The 15,522-nt window shown below is 63.5% G+C and carries 17 protein-coding genes and 4 tRNA genes; 17 read left to right on the forward strand and 4 right to left on the reverse strand.

The features are described from left to right. The first annotated feature begins 20 nt into the window (after positions 1-20). Positions 21-677: a ribosome hibernation-promoting factor, HPF/YfiA family gene (gene hpf, locus J2S45_RS02640; protein ID WP_296930716.1), complete on the forward strand. Its 657-nt coding sequence runs from the start codon at positions 21-23 to the stop codon at positions 675-677. 133 nt (positions 678-810) lie between these two features. Further along, a complete protein-coding gene (locus J2S45_RS02645; RefSeq protein WP_307634472.1) occupies positions 811-2,196 on the forward strand; it encodes an FAD-dependent oxidoreductase in 1,386 nt (461 codons plus the stop codon). A gap of 55 nt (positions 2,197-2,251) precedes the next feature. Here the strand turns inward: J2S45_RS02645 and J2S45_RS02650 are convergent, their stop codons facing one another. Then, positions 2,252-2,746, reverse strand: coding sequence for a YajQ family cyclic di-GMP-binding protein (locus J2S45_RS02650; RefSeq protein ID WP_307634473.1), 495 nt, complete (start codon positions 2,744-2,746; stop codon positions 2,252-2,254). A gap of 154 nt (positions 2,747-2,900) precedes the next feature. Between J2S45_RS02650 and J2S45_RS02655 the strand changes: the two genes are divergently transcribed. From J2S45_RS02655 to J2S45_RS02685, 7 genes are all read left to right on the forward strand, one after another. Further along, positions 2,901-2,981 (forward strand) — tRNA-Tyr (locus J2S45_RS02655). Between the two features lie 85 nt (positions 2,982-3,066). Next, positions 3,067-3,142: transfer RNA gene (locus J2S45_RS02660), tRNA-Thr, on the forward strand. A gap of 27 nt (positions 3,143-3,169) precedes the next feature. Then, positions 3,170-3,243, forward strand: a tRNA-Met gene (locus J2S45_RS02665). Between the two features lie 73 nt (positions 3,244-3,316). Further along, positions 3,317-3,487, forward strand: a complete 171-nt coding sequence (rpmG, locus tag J2S45_RS02670; RefSeq protein ID WP_082661174.1) for a 50S ribosomal protein L33 — start codon at positions 3,317-3,319, stop codon at positions 3,485-3,487. A gap of 317 nt (positions 3,488-3,804) precedes the next feature. Beyond that, on the forward strand, positions 3,805-4,926 hold the full coding sequence (locus tag J2S45_RS02675; protein ID WP_307634474.1) for an IS1249 family transposase: 1,122 nt from the start codon (positions 3,805-3,807) through the stop codon (positions 4,924-4,926). A gap of 131 nt (positions 4,927-5,057) precedes the next feature. Continuing rightward, positions 5,058-6,314 (forward strand): peptidoglycan bridge formation glycyltransferase FemA/FemB family protein, encoded by a 1,257-nt coding sequence (locus J2S45_RS02680; RefSeq protein ID WP_307634475.1) that lies wholly within the window; start codon positions 5,058-5,060, stop codon positions 6,312-6,314. Positions 6,315-6,321: 7 nt separating this feature from the next. After that, on the forward strand, positions 6,322-7,479 hold the full coding sequence (locus J2S45_RS02685) for a UDP-N-acetylmuramate dehydrogenase (RefSeq protein WP_307634476.1): 1,158 nt from the start codon (positions 6,322-6,324) through the stop codon (positions 7,477-7,479). 5 nt (positions 7,480-7,484) lie between these two features. Here J2S45_RS02685 and J2S45_RS02690 read toward each other — a convergent pair whose 3' ends face one another. Next, complete coding sequence (locus J2S45_RS02690; RefSeq protein WP_270974905.1) at positions 7,485-8,510, reverse strand: adenosine deaminase; 1,026 nt, start codon at positions 8,508-8,510, stop codon at positions 7,485-7,487. A 79-nt stretch (positions 8,511-8,589) separates the two neighbouring features. Between J2S45_RS02690 and J2S45_RS02695 the strand changes: the two genes are divergently transcribed. Next, entirely contained in the window at positions 8,590-9,798 is a 1,209-nt protein-coding gene (locus J2S45_RS02695; protein ID WP_296930037.1) for a phosphotransferase, read from the forward strand. 25 nt (positions 9,799-9,823) lie between these two features. Here the strand turns inward: J2S45_RS02695 and J2S45_RS02700 are convergent, their stop codons facing one another. Next, a complete protein-coding gene (locus J2S45_RS02700; protein WP_296930040.1) occupies positions 9,824-11,026 on the reverse strand; it encodes a pyridoxal phosphate-dependent aminotransferase in 1,203 nt (400 codons plus the stop codon). A 186-nt stretch (positions 11,027-11,212) separates the two neighbouring features. Between J2S45_RS02700 and J2S45_RS02705 the strand changes: the two genes are divergently transcribed. The 5 genes from J2S45_RS02705 (at position 11,213) to rplA (ending at position 13,742) form a co-directional block, all read left to right on the forward strand. Further along, positions 11,213-11,285: transfer RNA gene (locus J2S45_RS02705), tRNA-Trp, on the forward strand. 55 nt (positions 11,286-11,340) lie between these two features. Continuing rightward, complete coding sequence (secE, locus tag J2S45_RS02710; RefSeq protein WP_270974902.1) at positions 11,341-11,571, forward strand: preprotein translocase subunit SecE; 231 nt, start codon at positions 11,341-11,343, stop codon at positions 11,569-11,571. A gap of 13 nt (positions 11,572-11,584) precedes the next feature. Continuing rightward, positions 11,585-12,415, forward strand: coding sequence for a transcription termination/antitermination protein NusG (gene nusG / locus J2S45_RS02715; protein WP_296930044.1), 831 nt, complete (start codon positions 11,585-11,587; stop codon positions 12,413-12,415). Positions 12,416-12,523: 108 nt separating this feature from the next. Further along, a complete protein-coding gene (gene rplK / locus J2S45_RS02720) occupies positions 12,524-12,958 on the forward strand; it encodes a 50S ribosomal protein L11 (protein WP_062613597.1) in 435 nt (144 codons plus the stop codon). A gap of 76 nt (positions 12,959-13,034) precedes the next feature. Next, the gene (gene rplA, locus J2S45_RS02725) at positions 13,035-13,742 is read left to right on the forward strand and encodes a 50S ribosomal protein L1 (RefSeq protein WP_270974900.1); all 708 of its coding nucleotides are present in this window, start codon (positions 13,035-13,037) and stop codon (positions 13,740-13,742) included. Positions 13,743-13,857: 115 nt separating this feature from the next. On the opposite strand, the gene J2S45_RS02730 is transcribed toward rplA, so the two are convergent. Next, positions 13,858-14,175 (reverse strand): hypothetical protein, encoded by a 318-nt coding sequence (locus J2S45_RS02730; RefSeq protein ID WP_307634477.1) that lies wholly within the window; start codon positions 14,173-14,175, stop codon positions 13,858-13,860. A 170-nt stretch (positions 14,176-14,345) separates the two neighbouring features. On the opposite strand from J2S45_RS02730, the gene J2S45_RS02735 reads away from it, so the two are divergent. Together J2S45_RS02735 and udk are read left to right on the forward strand one after the other, a co-directional pair. Then, positions 14,346-14,672 (forward strand): hypothetical protein, encoded by a 327-nt coding sequence (locus tag J2S45_RS02735; RefSeq protein WP_307634478.1) that lies wholly within the window; start codon positions 14,346-14,348, stop codon positions 14,670-14,672. A gap of 106 nt (positions 14,673-14,778) precedes the next feature. Beyond that, on the forward strand, positions 14,779-15,417 hold the full coding sequence (udk, locus tag J2S45_RS02740; RefSeq protein WP_307634479.1) for a uridine kinase: 639 nt from the start codon (positions 14,779-14,781) through the stop codon (positions 15,415-15,417). The last annotated feature ends 105 nt before the right edge of the window (positions 15,418-15,522 follow it).

A 15,522-nucleotide genomic window follows, 5' to 3' on the forward strand; every position in this document is an offset into this window, starting at 1 on the left:
AAACGGCCAAGGAGGTCATCATGGAAATCGTCGTCACCGGTAGAAACACCGAGGTGCAGAGTAGGTTCCGCGCGCATGTGGAGGAAAAGCTCGCGAAGATCGAGCAGTACGCTCCCTACGCGCAGCGCGTCGAGGTGGAGGTCACGCACGAATCGAACCCGTCCCAGGTGGAGACATCCGAGCGGATTGAGATCACCGTTCGGGATAAAGGACCGGTGGTCCGCGCTGAAGCCTCGGCATCCGACCGTTTCGGAGCTCTTGACTTGGCGGCACAGAAGCTCTTCGAGCGGTTGCGCCGCCGGCACGAAAAGAAGAAGAACCGCCGCAAGGGCGAGCGTCGCGACGAAGTCGTCCGCGACCTGCCGGTGGACGAACTGCTGGCCAAGCCAGCGAAGGAGGAGCCTGCTGAGCCCACGCACCCCAGCTCGGTGGGCGAGGCAGTCGAAAGCCAGCTCGGTGATTCGCCCGCTGTCGTGCGCCAGAAGCTGTATGAGGCCAAGCCCATGTCGGTGGAGCAGGCCATTGATGAAATGGAGCTCGTGGGTCACCCCTTCTACCTCTTCATTGACGAAGAGACGAAGCAGCCTTGCGCGGCTTACCGCCGTCGTGGCTGGACCTACGGCGTGATCAGGCTCAATGCCACCACCGGCGAATACGGTCCGGCAGCCGACGCCTAGAGTGCGAATACTGAGGGGCGGGTGACGATTACGTCACCCGCCCCTCTCTTACTCTAGGAACGTAGCGTCGAACAATTAGGATGGAGGGCGTTTAGGCCGGAACATCCGGCGTCGGAATCGAGAAGGGGAAAGTGTGGCCGATCGTCCACTTCACGTAGCAGTCATTGGAGCCGGCCCGGCCGGAATCTACGCCTCGGACATCCTGTCCAAGTCGGGAGTCGAGGTCAAGATCGACCTGTACGAGAAGCTCCCGGCGCCGTACGGGCTGGTGCGCTACGGCGTCGCCCCTGACCACCCGCGCATCAAGGCGATCATCAACGCCCTGTACAACGTGCTCCAACGCGGCGACATCCGTTTGGTGGGCAACGTGGAGATCGGGCGCGACCTCACGTTCGACGAGCTGCACGAGCATTACGACGCCGTCATCATCGCCACGGGTGCCGACCAGGATCGCCCGTTCAACATTCCCGGTTCTAACCTGCCGGAGGTCTACGGTGCAGCCGACTTCGTCTACTGGTACGACGGCCACCCCGACTACCCGCGCACCTGGCCGCTCGAGGCTAAGGAGATCGCGGTGCTCGGCGTGGGCAACGTCGCGCTCGACGTCGCCCGCATCCTCGCCAAGCACCCGGACGACCTCATGGTCACCGAGATTCCGGGCAACGTGGAAGAGGGCCTGCGCACGTCGCCCGTCACCGACGTCCATATCTTCGGTCGTCGCGGTCCCGCCCAGGTGAAGTTCACCCCGATGGAGCTGCGTGAGCTGGGCCAGGTTCCCGACGTCGACGTGATCGTCTACCCCGAGGACTTCGACTACGACGCCGGCTCGGAGAAGGCGATGGAGGAGTCGAAGATGACCCGGCAGGTCGTCGAGCAACTCACCGAGTGGGTCTTCCAAGAGCCCGAGGATCTCACCGCTTCGCGCCGCATCCACATCCACATGCTCCAGCAGCCGGCTGAGATCCTGGGCGAGGAGCACGTGGAAGGCATCCGGATGGAACGCACCGCCCTCCAGGGTGACGGCACGGTCAAGGGCACCGGCGAGTTCATCGACTACCCCGTCCAGGCCGTCTACCGTGCGGTGGGATACTTCTCCTCGGAGATCCCCGGTGCTCCCTACGACGCCGTCCGCGGGATCGTCCCCAACACCGAGGGGCGCGTCACGCGTGAGGACGGGGAGGTCATCCCCGGCATGTACGCCACCGGTTGGATCAAACGCGGGCCGGTGGGCCTGATCGGCTCCACGAAGTCCGACGCGCAGGAGACCGTGGGGCACCTCGTGGAGGACTACCAGGAAGGCAAGCTGCACGCCACCACCGACGCTCTCGGCTGGGAGGAGACGGCGAAGGTTCTCGAGGAGCGAGGCGTGCGCTACACCACGTGGCGCGGCTGGGAGCTGCTCAACGAATACGAGATGGCGCTTGGCGCCGATCAGGGACGTGCACGTATCAAGGTGGTCGAGCGCGAGACTATGACGGCCGTCTCCCGTGGCGAGGAGCACGACGGCAAGCTCTACTAGGCGGCAACCCGTACTAGGCGGCTGGGCCTACTGGGCAAAGCGGCGACCCGCGTCCTTAGCGGAAGTTGACGAACTGGAGGGCGACGTCGAAGGAGCCGGCCTTGAGCAGGGCAATGGTCGCCTGCAGGTCGTCGCGCGACTTGGAGGTCACCCGCACCTCGTCGCCCTGGATCTGGGCTTTGACGGACTTAGGGCCCTCGTCGCGGATCAGCTTGGTGATCTTCTTCGCGTTCTCCTGGCTGATGCCCTCTTTGAGTGAGCCGGACAGGTGGAAGAGCTTGCCGGATAGCTTGGGTTCGCCGTCGCCGAAGTCCACCTGCTTCAGGGATAGTCCGCGGCGGATGAGCTTGGTCTGGAGCACGTCGAGGATGGCGAGCACACGCTCGGCGGTGTTGGCTGTGAGCGTGATGACATCGCCCTTGAGCGTGATGTCGGCGTCGACGTTGCGGAAGTCGTAACGCTGGCTGACCTCTTTGGCGGTCTGGTTGACGGCGTTGTCGACCTCTTGGGCGTCGTAGCGGCTGACGACGTCGAACGAAGAGTTGGCCACGGTTCCTCCTAGTAGCTGGGTGGTCACTGACTACCCATCACTGTAGCCCCTTGCGCTAAGTGTGACCATGACTGCAGTTGGGAGTGCCGTTCTGGTTTGACAGTGCGCGGGGGAGAACTGCTAGTCTCTTTGCCGTGCGCATCTTCAGCGCAACGGCGGGTTGACCGAGCGGCCAATGGTATCTGACTGTAAATCAGACGCGAAAGCTACGGGGGTTCGAATCCCTCACCCGCCACAGTTCGAAAGAACAGCGGTTATGGCGAGGGCCACGTCCGCGAAGTTGGATGGCGTCCCATCAGGTTGGTACGCTATCCGAGGTTGCCCCGATAGCTCAGTCGGCAGAGCGTCTCCATGGTAAGGAGAAGGTCAAGGGTTCGATTCCCTTTCGGGGCTCCATTCATTCTCGTTCGCGGGGATGGACGAGGCGAGGTAGCTCAGTTGGTCAGAGCGCACGACTCATAATCGTGAGGTCGCGGGTTCAAACCCCGCCCTCGCTACGACCGGTGCGGCATCCGCCGTATCGTAGAACGACGAAGCACCCGCTTCACAAGCCGAACGTGAGGAAAAATAGTGGCTAGTAAGTCTGCAGACGTTCGCCCCAAGATCACCCTCGCATGCGAGGTTTGCAAGGAGCGCAACTACATTACGAAGAAGAACCGTCGCAACACGCCGGACCGCCTGGAGATGAAGAAGTACTGCCCCAGGTGCAACGCGTCGACCACCCACCGCGAGACCCGCTAGGGTAGTCCTCTTCCACGGCCTCCGCCTCAAGCGGGGGTCTTTTTTTTGCCCGCCTGGCCGGGGATCGCCGCGATGGTTAAAGAAACTGGACGATTTCGCGGCGATCCTCTTACATGAGGAGATCGGCCCAGAAACGTCGGCTTATAGGTCAGGTTGTGTTGGTTTTTGGGCTGTCTTTCGTTGCTATAAAGCCGAAAGGTGGAGGTTGGACTCGTTGTGACTTGAGTTCTTGGTTGGCCAGGTCGTGTTGGTTTTATCCCGGTTTTTGATTGATATTCCGTGGCAAGGTCGGGGTTTGAATCGGCTTGAATGTGGGGATGGGAAATCCTCGATGCAAAATCTGTGGTGGCACGACGCAAAAATGGGGCTCAACTCGAGCAGGTAGGCCAAGGTTGCGCTGTCCAACATGTGGGGCAAGCCAGTCTCGGCGTAACGATACCCGCGCCCGGCATTTCAGTGCGTTTTTAGACTTCGTCACCGGCAAACACACCCTGGCCGATTACGGGCCCAAGGCACGCACCATACGACGGCGTAACGAACCATTTTGGCATCTATGGCCAGTTTCCCCACTGGTCGACGAAGTCAGCCACGTGGTCTTTGTTGACGGGATCTACCTGTCCCACAAGCTGGTCGTCCTGATCGCGTGTACCAAGACTCACGTGCTTGGCTGGTACGTGGCCAAGGGCGAGACCACCCGCGCCTGGCAAGCCTTAATGTCCCGGATCGCGCCCCCAGATGTTGTCGTGTGTGATGGTGGGCAAGGCATCGCCAGCGCGGTGAAGACTACCTGGCCTGGAACCCGGATCCAACGCTGTGTCTTTCACGCCTATAGCGCGGTCAAGCGTAAGACCACCACCCGGCCACGCACTCAGGCAGGTGTTGATCTCTACGGTCTTGCTCAAGCCCTGCTCGAGGTCGCCACCTATGAGCAGGCAGTGGCATGGATGAGCAAACTCGCCGCCTGGAACACCACCTACAAACAGTTCCTCGCCCAGCGCACCCGGCTACCAGACGGACGCCTCGTTCCCACCCATGCCCGGCTGATCCAGGCCAAGAACTGCCTCAACACGCTGGTCAAACAAGGCACGCTGTTGACCTTCCTTGATCCCGCCCTTGACCTTGAAGGTGACCCCATTCCCAGGACGTCGAACCTGATCGAGGGCGGGATTAATACCCAACTACGCTGCGTGCTACGAGCCCACCGGGGCATGAGTCTTGATCACCAGGTCAAGACCGTGTTGTGGTGGTGCTACCTGCACACCGAGTTCCCTGCCACCCCAGCACACATCCTCAAGACCACGATCACCGACCAGCAGATCATTGACCAATTCGACAAGGCCAGCCACCGCGCCCAAGCACAAGCCGAGATCGACAGATGGGGAACCGCAGTTAACTGGACCGACTTCCACCACAACGGAACCTGGCACGAAACCTACTAAACCGAAACCAACACATTTTGGCCTATAAGCCGAAACGTCCAAGCTATTTCAATCCGGGCGTAACCTGGACCCTGTTGGGCAGAGCGCACCGAGGGCCCCGGGGTAGGATGGAAACTGAACGAGGAGGATACGTGCAATTCATCGAGGTTCCGCGCGAGGAATACGATGCCTTTGTGGCGAGCCACCCGCTGTGTAACGTGCTGCAGTCCTCGGCATGGGCTGAGGTGAAGAACTGGGGCCATTCGCTGACGGGCTTGCGCGACGATACGGGCGCCCTGGTCGCGGTTGGCCTGGTACTCAAGCGCCACCTTCCGTTGGGGATGAGCTTTTGGTACATGCCGCACGGCCCGATCCTCGATTTCGAGGGCCCCTACCTGGAGGTCTACCTGCGCGAGCTACGTGCGTTCGCGAAGAAGAACCGGGCGGTGGCCGTGCGGATTGACCCGTTCGTGCCCGTCCGCAAGGCCCCGCTGGCCGAGTTGCCCGAGAGCTACGACCCGCGTGCCCGCCACATCGGCCGCCGCATCGAGTCCGCCGGCTTCAAGCACCTCGGTTTCGTCAAGGGCCTGCACGAGTCGCTCCAGCCGCGCTTCATGCCGGTCACGTTCCGCCCGGCCGAGCTCGCCGACGCCGTCCCCGCGTCTGCAGGCGCCGCTCCGGCCGCCCAGCCCGGCATTCCCGCCGTCGCCGTCGCCACCTACCAGGCCACCTTGCCGAAGAAGTCGCGCACGCTGGCCAACAACGCGCGCAACCGATTCGTGGAGGTCACCTCGGGCGGGGCCGACGTGCTGGATGAGTTCCTCTCCGTCATTGAGCAGACCGAGGAGGAGAAGGGGATCCGCCTGCGCTCCCGGGAGTATTACGAGAAAATCCTTGCCGCCTACGGGGATGATGCCAAGGTTTATCTGGCCACCCTCGACGTCGACTCCGCGATCGCCACCTACACCGCCCGCCGCGACGCCGATTCCGCCGAGCTCGCCGCCACCCCGGCCAATGCGAAGAAGAAGCGCAACCGCCTGCAGGATGCGATCGCCTCGGCTGCCAAGAACATCGCGGAGCTTGAAGAGTCGGGCCAGCGCGGCCGCGTGACCCTGGCCGGCGTTCTCATGGTCCGCTTCGGCACCTCGGCGGAGATGCTGTACGCGGGCACGAACCGCCACTTCGGTAATATCCCGGCCCAGCACCTCATGTGGGTGGTGGCGCTCGGCGAGGGCTTCGCCTCTGGGCTGGAGTCCGTCTCGCTCGGTGGCGTGGACGGCTCGCTGGCCGACTCCCTCATGCGGTTCAAATCTCGCTTTAACCCCACGATCGTGGAGAAGATCGGGGAATTCCAGACGAACATCAACCCGCTTGGCCGCCTGGCCAGCTACTACCTTTCGCGCCGATAGGAGAGCCATGTCGTGCTACATACCCGAACCTTCCGAGCCCACCGCCACGGTGCCCCCGGTCCGCACCACCCGCTACCGCGGCGACAGCCTCGCCCAGATGACCACCATCGGCGTGGGCGGCCCCGTGGCCGAGGTAGTCAACGCCACGAGTGAGGCCGAGATCGTCGACGCCGTCTCCACGGCCGACGCGGAGGGTCGGCCCGTGCTGGTGGTCGGCGGGGGATCGAACATCCTCGCCAGCGACGAGCCCTTTGACGGCGTCGTCGTCCACGACACCCGCTCCGCGATCGAGACGCTCATGGAGGACAGTTGCGGAGGCGCCGAAATGCGCATCACCGCGGGCACGCCCTGGGACGAAGCCGTGGTCTACGCGATCGAGCACGGCTGGATGGGCCTGGAGGCGCTGTCGGGTATCCCGGGTTCGGTGGGTGCCGCTCCCGTGCAAAACATCGGCGCCTACGGCCAGGAGGTGGCCGAAACCCTCGCGCAGGTGCGCACCTGGGACCGGCAAACCCGGCAGTTTCGCACGCTCTTCCTGTCGGATATGAAGTTCGGCTACCGAGATTCGATCCTCAAACGCTCAATCGCCGGCGCCAGCCCGCGCTGGGTGGTGTTGGCGGTGACGTTCCACATGCGCCGCGCCACGCTGTCCCGCCCGATCGGCTACGGGCAGCTCGCGCGCACGCTCGGGGTTGAGATCGGGGAGCGGGCGCCGTCGTCGGACGTGCGGGCCGCGGTGCTCGAGCTGCGCGCCTCGAAGGGCATGGTGCTTGACGATGCCGACCGCGACACGTACTCCCTCGGCTCCTTCTTCACCAACCCGGTGCTCAGCGAGGAACAGGCGGCGCTACTCCCGCCCGAGGCGCCCCGCTTCGGGGTGGCCAGGCACGACGCCGTCAACCAGATCGGCGCCGCGGCACCGACGATCCCGGGGCAGGTCAAGACCTCGGCGGCGTGGCTCATCGACCACGCAGGCTTTAAGCCCGGCTACAACATGCCCGGTCCGGCGGCGCTGTCCACCAAGCACTGCCTGGCGCTGACGAACCGTGGCGGGGCAAGCGGGGAGGACATCGCGGCGCTCGCGCGCGAGATCCGCGACGGGGTTCGCGACAAGTTCGGCGTCACCCTCGTTCCCGAGCCGGTACTGGTGGGCCTTCAGATCTAGCCGGATCAGTCCGCGTCGGGGGTGGCGAGCCAGTCGTCCACCTCGGCCAGCCACTTCTGCTTGGACTCGATGTGTGCCATGGAAGCGGTGATCGAGTCGCGGGCGAAGCCCGCGAGGTCGCGGTCGGAGAATCCCTGGTCGCGGGCGATTTGGTACTGGTCGGTGAGCCGGGAGAGGAAGAGCAGGGGATCGTCGGCGGATAGGGCGATCTGCGCGCCGGCGTTGTAGAGCACCCGCAGCGGCACGTTCTCGGGGTTGGAGTACACGCCGAGCGAGATGTTGGACGCCGGGCAGACCTCAAGCGCGATGCCCGCACCGACGATGCGGGCCAGCAGGTCGGCGTCCTCCGCCGTGCGCACCCCGTGCCCGAGCCGCGTGGGGCGCAGGTATTCGATGACCTGGCGGATGTGGTCGGGGCCGAGTAGCTCCCCGGCGTGCGGCATGCTGGCGAGCCCCGCCTTGCGCGCGATGTTGAAGGCGGCGGCCCACTGGGCGGTGTCGCCGCGCCGCTCGTCGTTGGACAGCCCGAAGCCGATCACCTGGCCGGGCCCGTCGCCGGCGTGCTTGGCGGCAAGGCGGGCGAGCGTGCGGGCGTCGAGTGGGTGCTTGATCCGCGAAGCCGCCACGATGATGGCGACCTCCACGCCTGTTTCGCGCGAGGCGACCTGCGCCTCGTCGAGCACGATCTCCAGCGCGGGGGTGATACCCCCGACGAACGGCGCGTACGAGGTGGGGTCGATCTGCAGCTCCAGGCGGCGCGAGCCCTCCGCGGCGTCGTCGGCGGCGGCCTCCCGCACGATCCGGCGCATAGCGGCCTCCGAGCGCACTACCTTGCGGGCGGCGTCGTAGGCGCGCTGGAAGCGAAACCAGCCGCGTTCGTTCGCGGGCACCTGCATCGCCTGGGTGTCGGTGAGGTTGGCGGGCAGTCGCACTCCCTGCTCGCGGGCGAGATCAATGAGGGTCGTAACGCGCATGGAGCCGGTGAAATGAAGATGAAGGTGTGCTTTGGGCAAAGTCTTCAGATCTCGCATGCGCCCATCCTAGTCGGTGCGCCATCCCAATACACGCCGCGCATTTGAGACCTTCCCCAATCAGCCCTATAACTGAAGCATGACCAAGCACGCCGAGCGCCGAGCCGTTGCTCTCCTCACCGGCCCATCCGCGGGGGAGATGCTGTCCTTGGCGCTGAGCCCGGGGATCGTGCGTGCCTGGCGACTGCGGGCCGTCAATCATCGCCCGGGCGCCGGGGTCTCGGTGGGGTATTCAGTCACGTGGGACGAGGTACGCCACAAGTCGAGCGCGCGGGAGGTGCGCGAGCGGCAGGACGGCTACATCGTGGCCTCCACCGCCAAAATCTCACGCGATAGGCTCGACGACGCCGGAGCCATCACTCTCTACGCCGACGACCTGCCCGTCCACGTGTGGGAGTTTCCCGGGGACCCGGAGCTGCCCGCGCTCGCGGACGCGTGCGACCCCGAGGCGATGGCTCAGCTCGTGGGGGAGTGCGACGTCGAGTTGCTCGGCTATCGCCCCACGCGGCGGGCGGTGTTGCGCGTGCAGGGTGCCTCAGGCGTGCACTACACCAAGGTGGTCCGCCCGAACGCCGTGGATGGCCTTGTCGGCCGGCACCGCGCCTGTGCCGAAGCCGGCCTGCCCGTCCCGCGCGTGGTGGCCTGCCGCCCCGACGGCCTGGTGGTGACATCCTCGGTTGGGGGAACGCCGCTGGCCGTCAGTTTTCAAAGCGGGCGGGACCTGCCCGCGATCTTCAGGTCATTGACCAGCACGCTCGACGCGTTGCCGCCCGCCGCGCTGGACCTGCCCTACCGCCCCGCCTGGGCTGAGCGTTGCGAGCACTACGCGCGAGCAGCGGGCGCCGCCATGCCGGAGCTTGCCGGGCGGGCCGGCGACCTGGCGGCGGGAATCCTGCGCGTTCGCAAAAGCGCCCACTACGGGCCACTCGTGTCCACCCACGGCGACTTCTATGAGGCGAACGTGTTGGTGAGCGGCGGTCGGGTGAGCGGCTTGCTCGACCTTGACTCCCTCGGTCCCGGCTACCGCGCCGACGACTGGGGGTGCCTGCTTGGCCACCTGTCCGTGCTGCCTGGCCTCAGCGAGAAGTATGCCGGGGCGCGCCGGATCCAGGAGGACTGGTACGCCCGAGCCGCCCACGACGCCGACCCCGCGGCGATCGCCGCCTCCGCTGCCGGCGTCGTGCTTTCGCTTGTCGCCTCGACCCGGCAGCGGGGCAGGAGCGACTGGAAGGATCAGGCCCGATGCCGGCTTGAGGTGGCCGAGGACTGGCTGGCACGGGCCCGATAGCTCCAGGTGCGCCGCTAAGGCGCGGTTAGGCGAACAGGCGCTGGATGCGCTCCACGCCTTCCACGAGGTCCTCATCGCCGAGTGCGTAGCCGAGGCGGATGTAGCCAGGCGCGCCGAAGGCCTCGCCCGGGACAACCGCGACCTGTGCTTCCTCGAGGATGATTTCGGCCAGCTCGGAGGTGGTGGTGGCCACGCGCCCGTTGATGTCCTTGCCGAGCACCGCCTGGACGTTGGGGAAAACGTAGAAGGCGCCGGTCGGCTCGGGGACCTCGAAGCCCTCGATCTCGCGCAGCATCGATACGAGGGTCGTGCGGCGGCGGTCGAAGGCCTCCTTCATCTCCTCGACCACGCCCTGGTCGCCGGTGAGGGCCGCGATGGCGGCGCGCTGGGCGATGTTGTTGACGTTGGAGGTGATGTGGGATTGGAAGTTGGCCACCTTCTTCATCACGTCGGCCGGGCCATGCATCCAGCCCACGCGCCAGCCGGTCATGGCGTAGGTCTTAGCCACGCCGTTGACGATGATGGTCTGGTTTTGCAACTCGGGGACTTCGTGCAGGATGTAGGCCATCTCGCCGGAGTAGATGAGGTGCTCGTAGATCTCGTCGGAGATGACCCAGATGCCGTTGTCCAGCGCCCACTGACCAATCTCGCGCAGTTCTTCGGGGGTGTAGACCGAGCCGGTGGGGTTGGACGGGGAACACAGGAGCAGCACCTTCGTGTGCTCGCTCAGCGCGGCGTCCAGCTGGGCGACGGTGACCTTGTAGTGCTGATCGGAGCCCGCGAATACCTCCACGGGCACGCCCCCGCATAGCGTGATCGCCTCGGGGTAGGTGGTCCAGTAGGGCGCGGGAAGGATGACCTCGTCGCCGTCGTCGAGGAGCGAGACGAAAGCCTGGTAGACGGCCTGCTTGCCGCCGTTGGTGACGATGATGTTGTCCGGGTCGACGACGACGCCGGAGTCCGCCTTCGTCTTCTGGGCGATGGCAGCCCTTAGCTCGGGTAGGCCCTTGGCGATGGTGTACTTGTGGTTCTTCGGGTCGGAGGCGGCCTCGATCGCGGCGGCGACGATGTGGGCCGGGGTGGGGAAGTTCGGTTCGCCGGCACCGAAGCCGATGACGGGCTGACCTGCGGCCTTGAGGGCCTTGGCCTTCGCGTCGACGGCGAGGGTGGCGGACGGTTGGAGCGCGGCGAGGCGCTGGGAGACTCTGGTACGTGGTTGTGTTGCCATGCTCACCATGGTCGCACGAACTGGCCGCTGCAGGAAGATGAATCCCGAAACACGGTCCAAGTGGTCCAAATTACAACACCCTGGTGGCCCCGCGCCTAGACCTCGGCGCCATTTGTCACTAGACTGTTGCGAGTTGCTCATTGGCAACACCACGGCGACGTCAGGCATAATGGGTCTGAGGTCAATAGGGTAGTGGCGCAATTGGTAGCGCACCGGTCTCCAAAACCGGCGGTTGTGGGTTCGAGTCCCTCCTGCCCTGCAATGAAGGCGGCCCTAGATTAGGGTCGTTTTCCACATTACCGAGAGGAAACCTAGTGAGCCAAGCAGCAGCATCGCGACGCGAGTCTGAGTCCAAGGGCCTGTGGCAGCGCATTATTACCTTCTTCAAGGAGGTCGTGGCCGAGCTCAAGAAGGTTCAGCGCCCGACCCGCTCGGAGCTGTGGCAGCTGTTCCTCACGGTGGTGTTCTTCGTGGCCGTCGTAATGGCGTTCGTTGGCGTGATTGACGTGGTCTTCAACCAGGCCATGTTCTGGATCTTTGGCTAGGAAGAGGGAATCAATGTCTCAATCGATCGACGATATTTTCTCCGATAAGGCCGAGGAGGCGCTACCCGTCGCGTCAGCTGAGGAGGCCGACGCGGAGCAGGTTGCCGACGTCGAGCAGGTTGCCGTCGTCGAGTCTGGACTCGACGACGCCGAGGCTCCGGCCGATGGCGAAGAGGAGAGCGCTGCGGCCGAGGAGGCTGCGCCCGAACCGGAGGTTGCGGACGACGGCGTCGTGACGGAGGAAACCGTGCGCGAACGGCTACGCGGCCTGCCCGGTGACTGGTACGTGCTACACACGTACGCGGGCTACGAAAAGCGTGTCAAGCAGGACATCGAATCGCGTGCCCACACCATGAACATGGAGGATTTCATCTTCGAGGTTCAGGTGCCGATGGAAGATGTTTACGAGGTCAAGAAGGGCCAGCGTAAGCTCGTCACCCGCGTGCGCATGCCCGGCTACGCCCTCATCCGCATGGAGATGACGGACGACTCGTGGCGGACCGTCCAGGAGACGAACGGCGTGACCGGCTTCGTCGGTAATGGCCGCGATCCGGTTGCTTTGACCCAGGCTGAGGTCGTGCAAATGCTCACGCCCGTGGTCGAGCAGGAGGCCGCCGAGGCCGCCAAGGCCGCCGGTAAGCCCATCATTTCAGGCGCCCCCGCGATCGTTGCCGACTACGAGGTGGGCGAGACCGTGACGCTTACCACCGAGCCGTGGGTCGGAATGCCCGCTACAATTTCTCAGGTTGACGCGGCGAACCAGAGGCTCACCGTGCTCATGACTCTTGTCGGCCAGGAAACCCCGGTCGACCTGTCCTTCGGCCAGGTGGAGAAGATGGACTAACCCGGTTTCTCCGAACCGGGCGTGGAAACACACCGCTTTTTCGCCGTCGTTGGACGCCCGCCATCGTTGCCATGATGGCGGTTTGAAGATAAACAAGAAGGATCAAATATGCCACCCAAGAAGAAGGTTGCAGGTCTGATTAAGCTCCAGATCGAAGCTGGAGCGGCCACCCCTGCACCGCCGATTGGCCCCGCGCTGGGTCAGCATGGCGTGAACATCATGGACTTCGTCAAGGCCTACAACGCCGCGACGGAATCTCAGCGTGGAAACGTCATCCCGGTCGAGATCACCGTCTACGAGGATCGTTCATTCGACTTCGTGACCAAGACCCCGCCGGCTGCTGAGCTCATCAAGAAGGCAGCGGGAATCGCGAAGGGCTCCGGTGTTCCGCACACCAACAAGGTCGGCCACCTCACCGCAGATCAGCTGCGCGAGATCGCCAAGACCAAGGAGCCGGACCTGAACGCCAACGACATCGACAACGCTGCTCGCATCATCGCTGGCACCGCTCGCTCGATGGGCGTCACCACCGACGAGATTTAATTAGCGATCACCGATCGCCGTGGTAGAGCCCGGAGCGGGCTCGCTTCCCACGACTGCCAACTAGGAGAAATGCAGAATGGCAAAGCGCTCTAAGAATTACCGCAAGGCCGCTGAACTGATTCAGCCGGGTGAGCTATACACCCCGCTCGAGGCGATGGACCTTGCCAAGAAGACATCCGTGACCAAGTTCGACTCCACTGTCGAAGTGATGTTCCGCCTCGGCGTCGATCCGCGCAAGGCTGACCAGCTGGTGCGCGGAACGGCGATTCTTCCGCACGGCACGGGCAAGACGGCCCGCGTCGTCGTCTTCGCCCAGGGCCCCAACGCCCAGGCCGCGATCGACGCCGGTGCGGATGAGGTCGGCGACGACGAGCTGATCGCGAAGGTCGCCGGTGGCTGGACGGACTTCGACGCCGCCGTGGCCACCCCGGACATGATGGGCAAGGTCGGCCGTCTCGGCCGCGTGCTTGGTCCGCGTGGCCTCATGCCGAACCCCAAGACGGGTACCGTGACCATGGATGTGGCCAAGGCCGTTTCGGATATCAAGGGTGGCCGTATCGAGTTCCGTGTTGACAAGCACGGCAACCTCGCCTTCATCGTCGGTAACACCTCATTCACTGCCGAGCAGCTCTACCAGAATTACGTGGCTGTTCGCGAAGAGATCCTGCGCCTTAAGCCGGCCTCGGCTAAGGGACGCTACGTGAAGAAGGCAACCGTCTCGACCACGATGGGCCCGGGCATTCGCCTGGACGTGTCGAAGCTAGCGAAGGAGCTTGAGGCCTAGTCCTCGGCATCTTTGGCGGGGCTCGCACCGGTGGGTGCGAGCCCCTTCGCGTATGTGTTTCTATAACCTCTTCACAATCCATTCATCGCGAGGTTGAGGGGCACCGCGTGATTGACTACCACACGAAGACTAGTGCCAGGAGAACAACTGCTGATATCAAACCGAACAGAATTATGTGCTTTCGGTGCCCCTCGAGTCGCGCTTGATCCTCTTGTGTTCGTGCACGTGCGACGCGGAATTCCCAGAGAATCTGGAGAGTTGAAAGCACCACGAAAGTAATGATCAGTGGTGTGAGAAGCGCGAGATACGTCGAAGCGCCAGAATTGAAGCCTTCGTTGAAAACGCCAGCTTCCCACAACTTCAAAACGCTGAATAGGACGAATAATGCGGCGTTAATGAGCACGATTTGCGCCATCCTCTTTGGTGCCATCATGACGCTCCCTAGTTGCAGATATAATTCGTACCAAGAGTGCTAAGCTTATTGTATCGAGCCACCAGTTTGCTGAGGGGGTGACGATGGTGGAGAGTCGCTCGCCAAGTAAAGACCATCTCGATTCTGAGCCTGCCCGGAGTCGATTCGGAGACGGTCTTTTCTCGTTCGGTATGGCTATACTTGTGCTGTTTGTCACTTATCGGACAATTCCTCACACGCAGCCGCAGTGGCGTTGGCTCGTTATCACAATGGGGCTGTTGCTCGTGGTCGCTCTCGTCCTGCATGCATTTCAAGCTAATGTGGCAAGAGCCGCGGCCGTGAGGGGGCTGTATCTTGCCGTTAGCGTGTTGTGGATCTTGGCGGCAATAGTCCTGATCGCAACATCGGCGCTGGAAGAGTCCATGGTGGTTATTGATATCGCGATGGCGCTTGTTATTGGTGTGGTGTGTCTCGGACTCACCTTTTATCAGCGCCGTTCTCGCGTCGTGAAACGCTAGTTTGGGTGAGTAGACAAAAAGGGATTCTTATCTGGGTGCGGTTCGAGTTGGGTGTGAAAAGAGGCGTAGTATTTGCTGAGTTGGCGACACGGCGGTAGAAGGAGATGTGTTGGCTGAGATCGGCAGACCCATCGTTATTGGTATTGCTGGCGGCACCGGCAGTGGAAAGACCACGCTGACGAGGGCCATTGAGGCGAAATTCGCTTCGCAGGCGGCCGTCGTCTTTCACGATAACTACTACCGCCCTCACGACGACCTGCCGCTCGAGGAGCGCGCCAAGCTCAACTACGATCACCCGGACGCCTTCGACAACGACTACATGATCTCCCAGCTTCGCCAGCTTATCAGCGGCCAGGCGATCGACTGCCCCACCTATGACTACGCAAATCACACACGCGCGAAGGAAACGGTGCGTATTGAGCCGGCCCCGGTCATCTTGGTTGAGGGCATCGTCTTGTTCGTCGAACAGCGCCTGTGCGACCTGTTCGACGTGAAGATCTTCGTCGATACCGACGCCGACGTGCGCATCTTGCGCCGCGTCAAGCGCGATGTCATTGAGCGGGGACGAACCATCGAGTCCGTCGAGCAGCAATACTTGGCGACGGTCAAGCCCATGCACGAGCTTTACGTGGCTCCGTCCAAGCGCAGGGCGGACATCATCGTTCCCGAGGGTGGGCACAACCTCGTGGCCCTCGATATGCTCGTCCATCGCATCGCGCACGAACTGCGCGAGAACGTCGATTGACGCGCGATGCCGTCGGTCCGCGGCGGATCGGAGCCTCTCCAGTGGGTTGCTCTCGCTTCCGTGAGGTGACACACGTTCACGGGCTTGACCTTGCCCATGCGGCGG

Origin of the sequence: Trueperella abortisuis (assembly GCF_030811095.1) — a bacterium.
Lineage (GTDB): Bacteria > Actinomycetota > Actinomycetes > Actinomycetales > Actinomycetaceae > Trueperella > Trueperella abortisuis.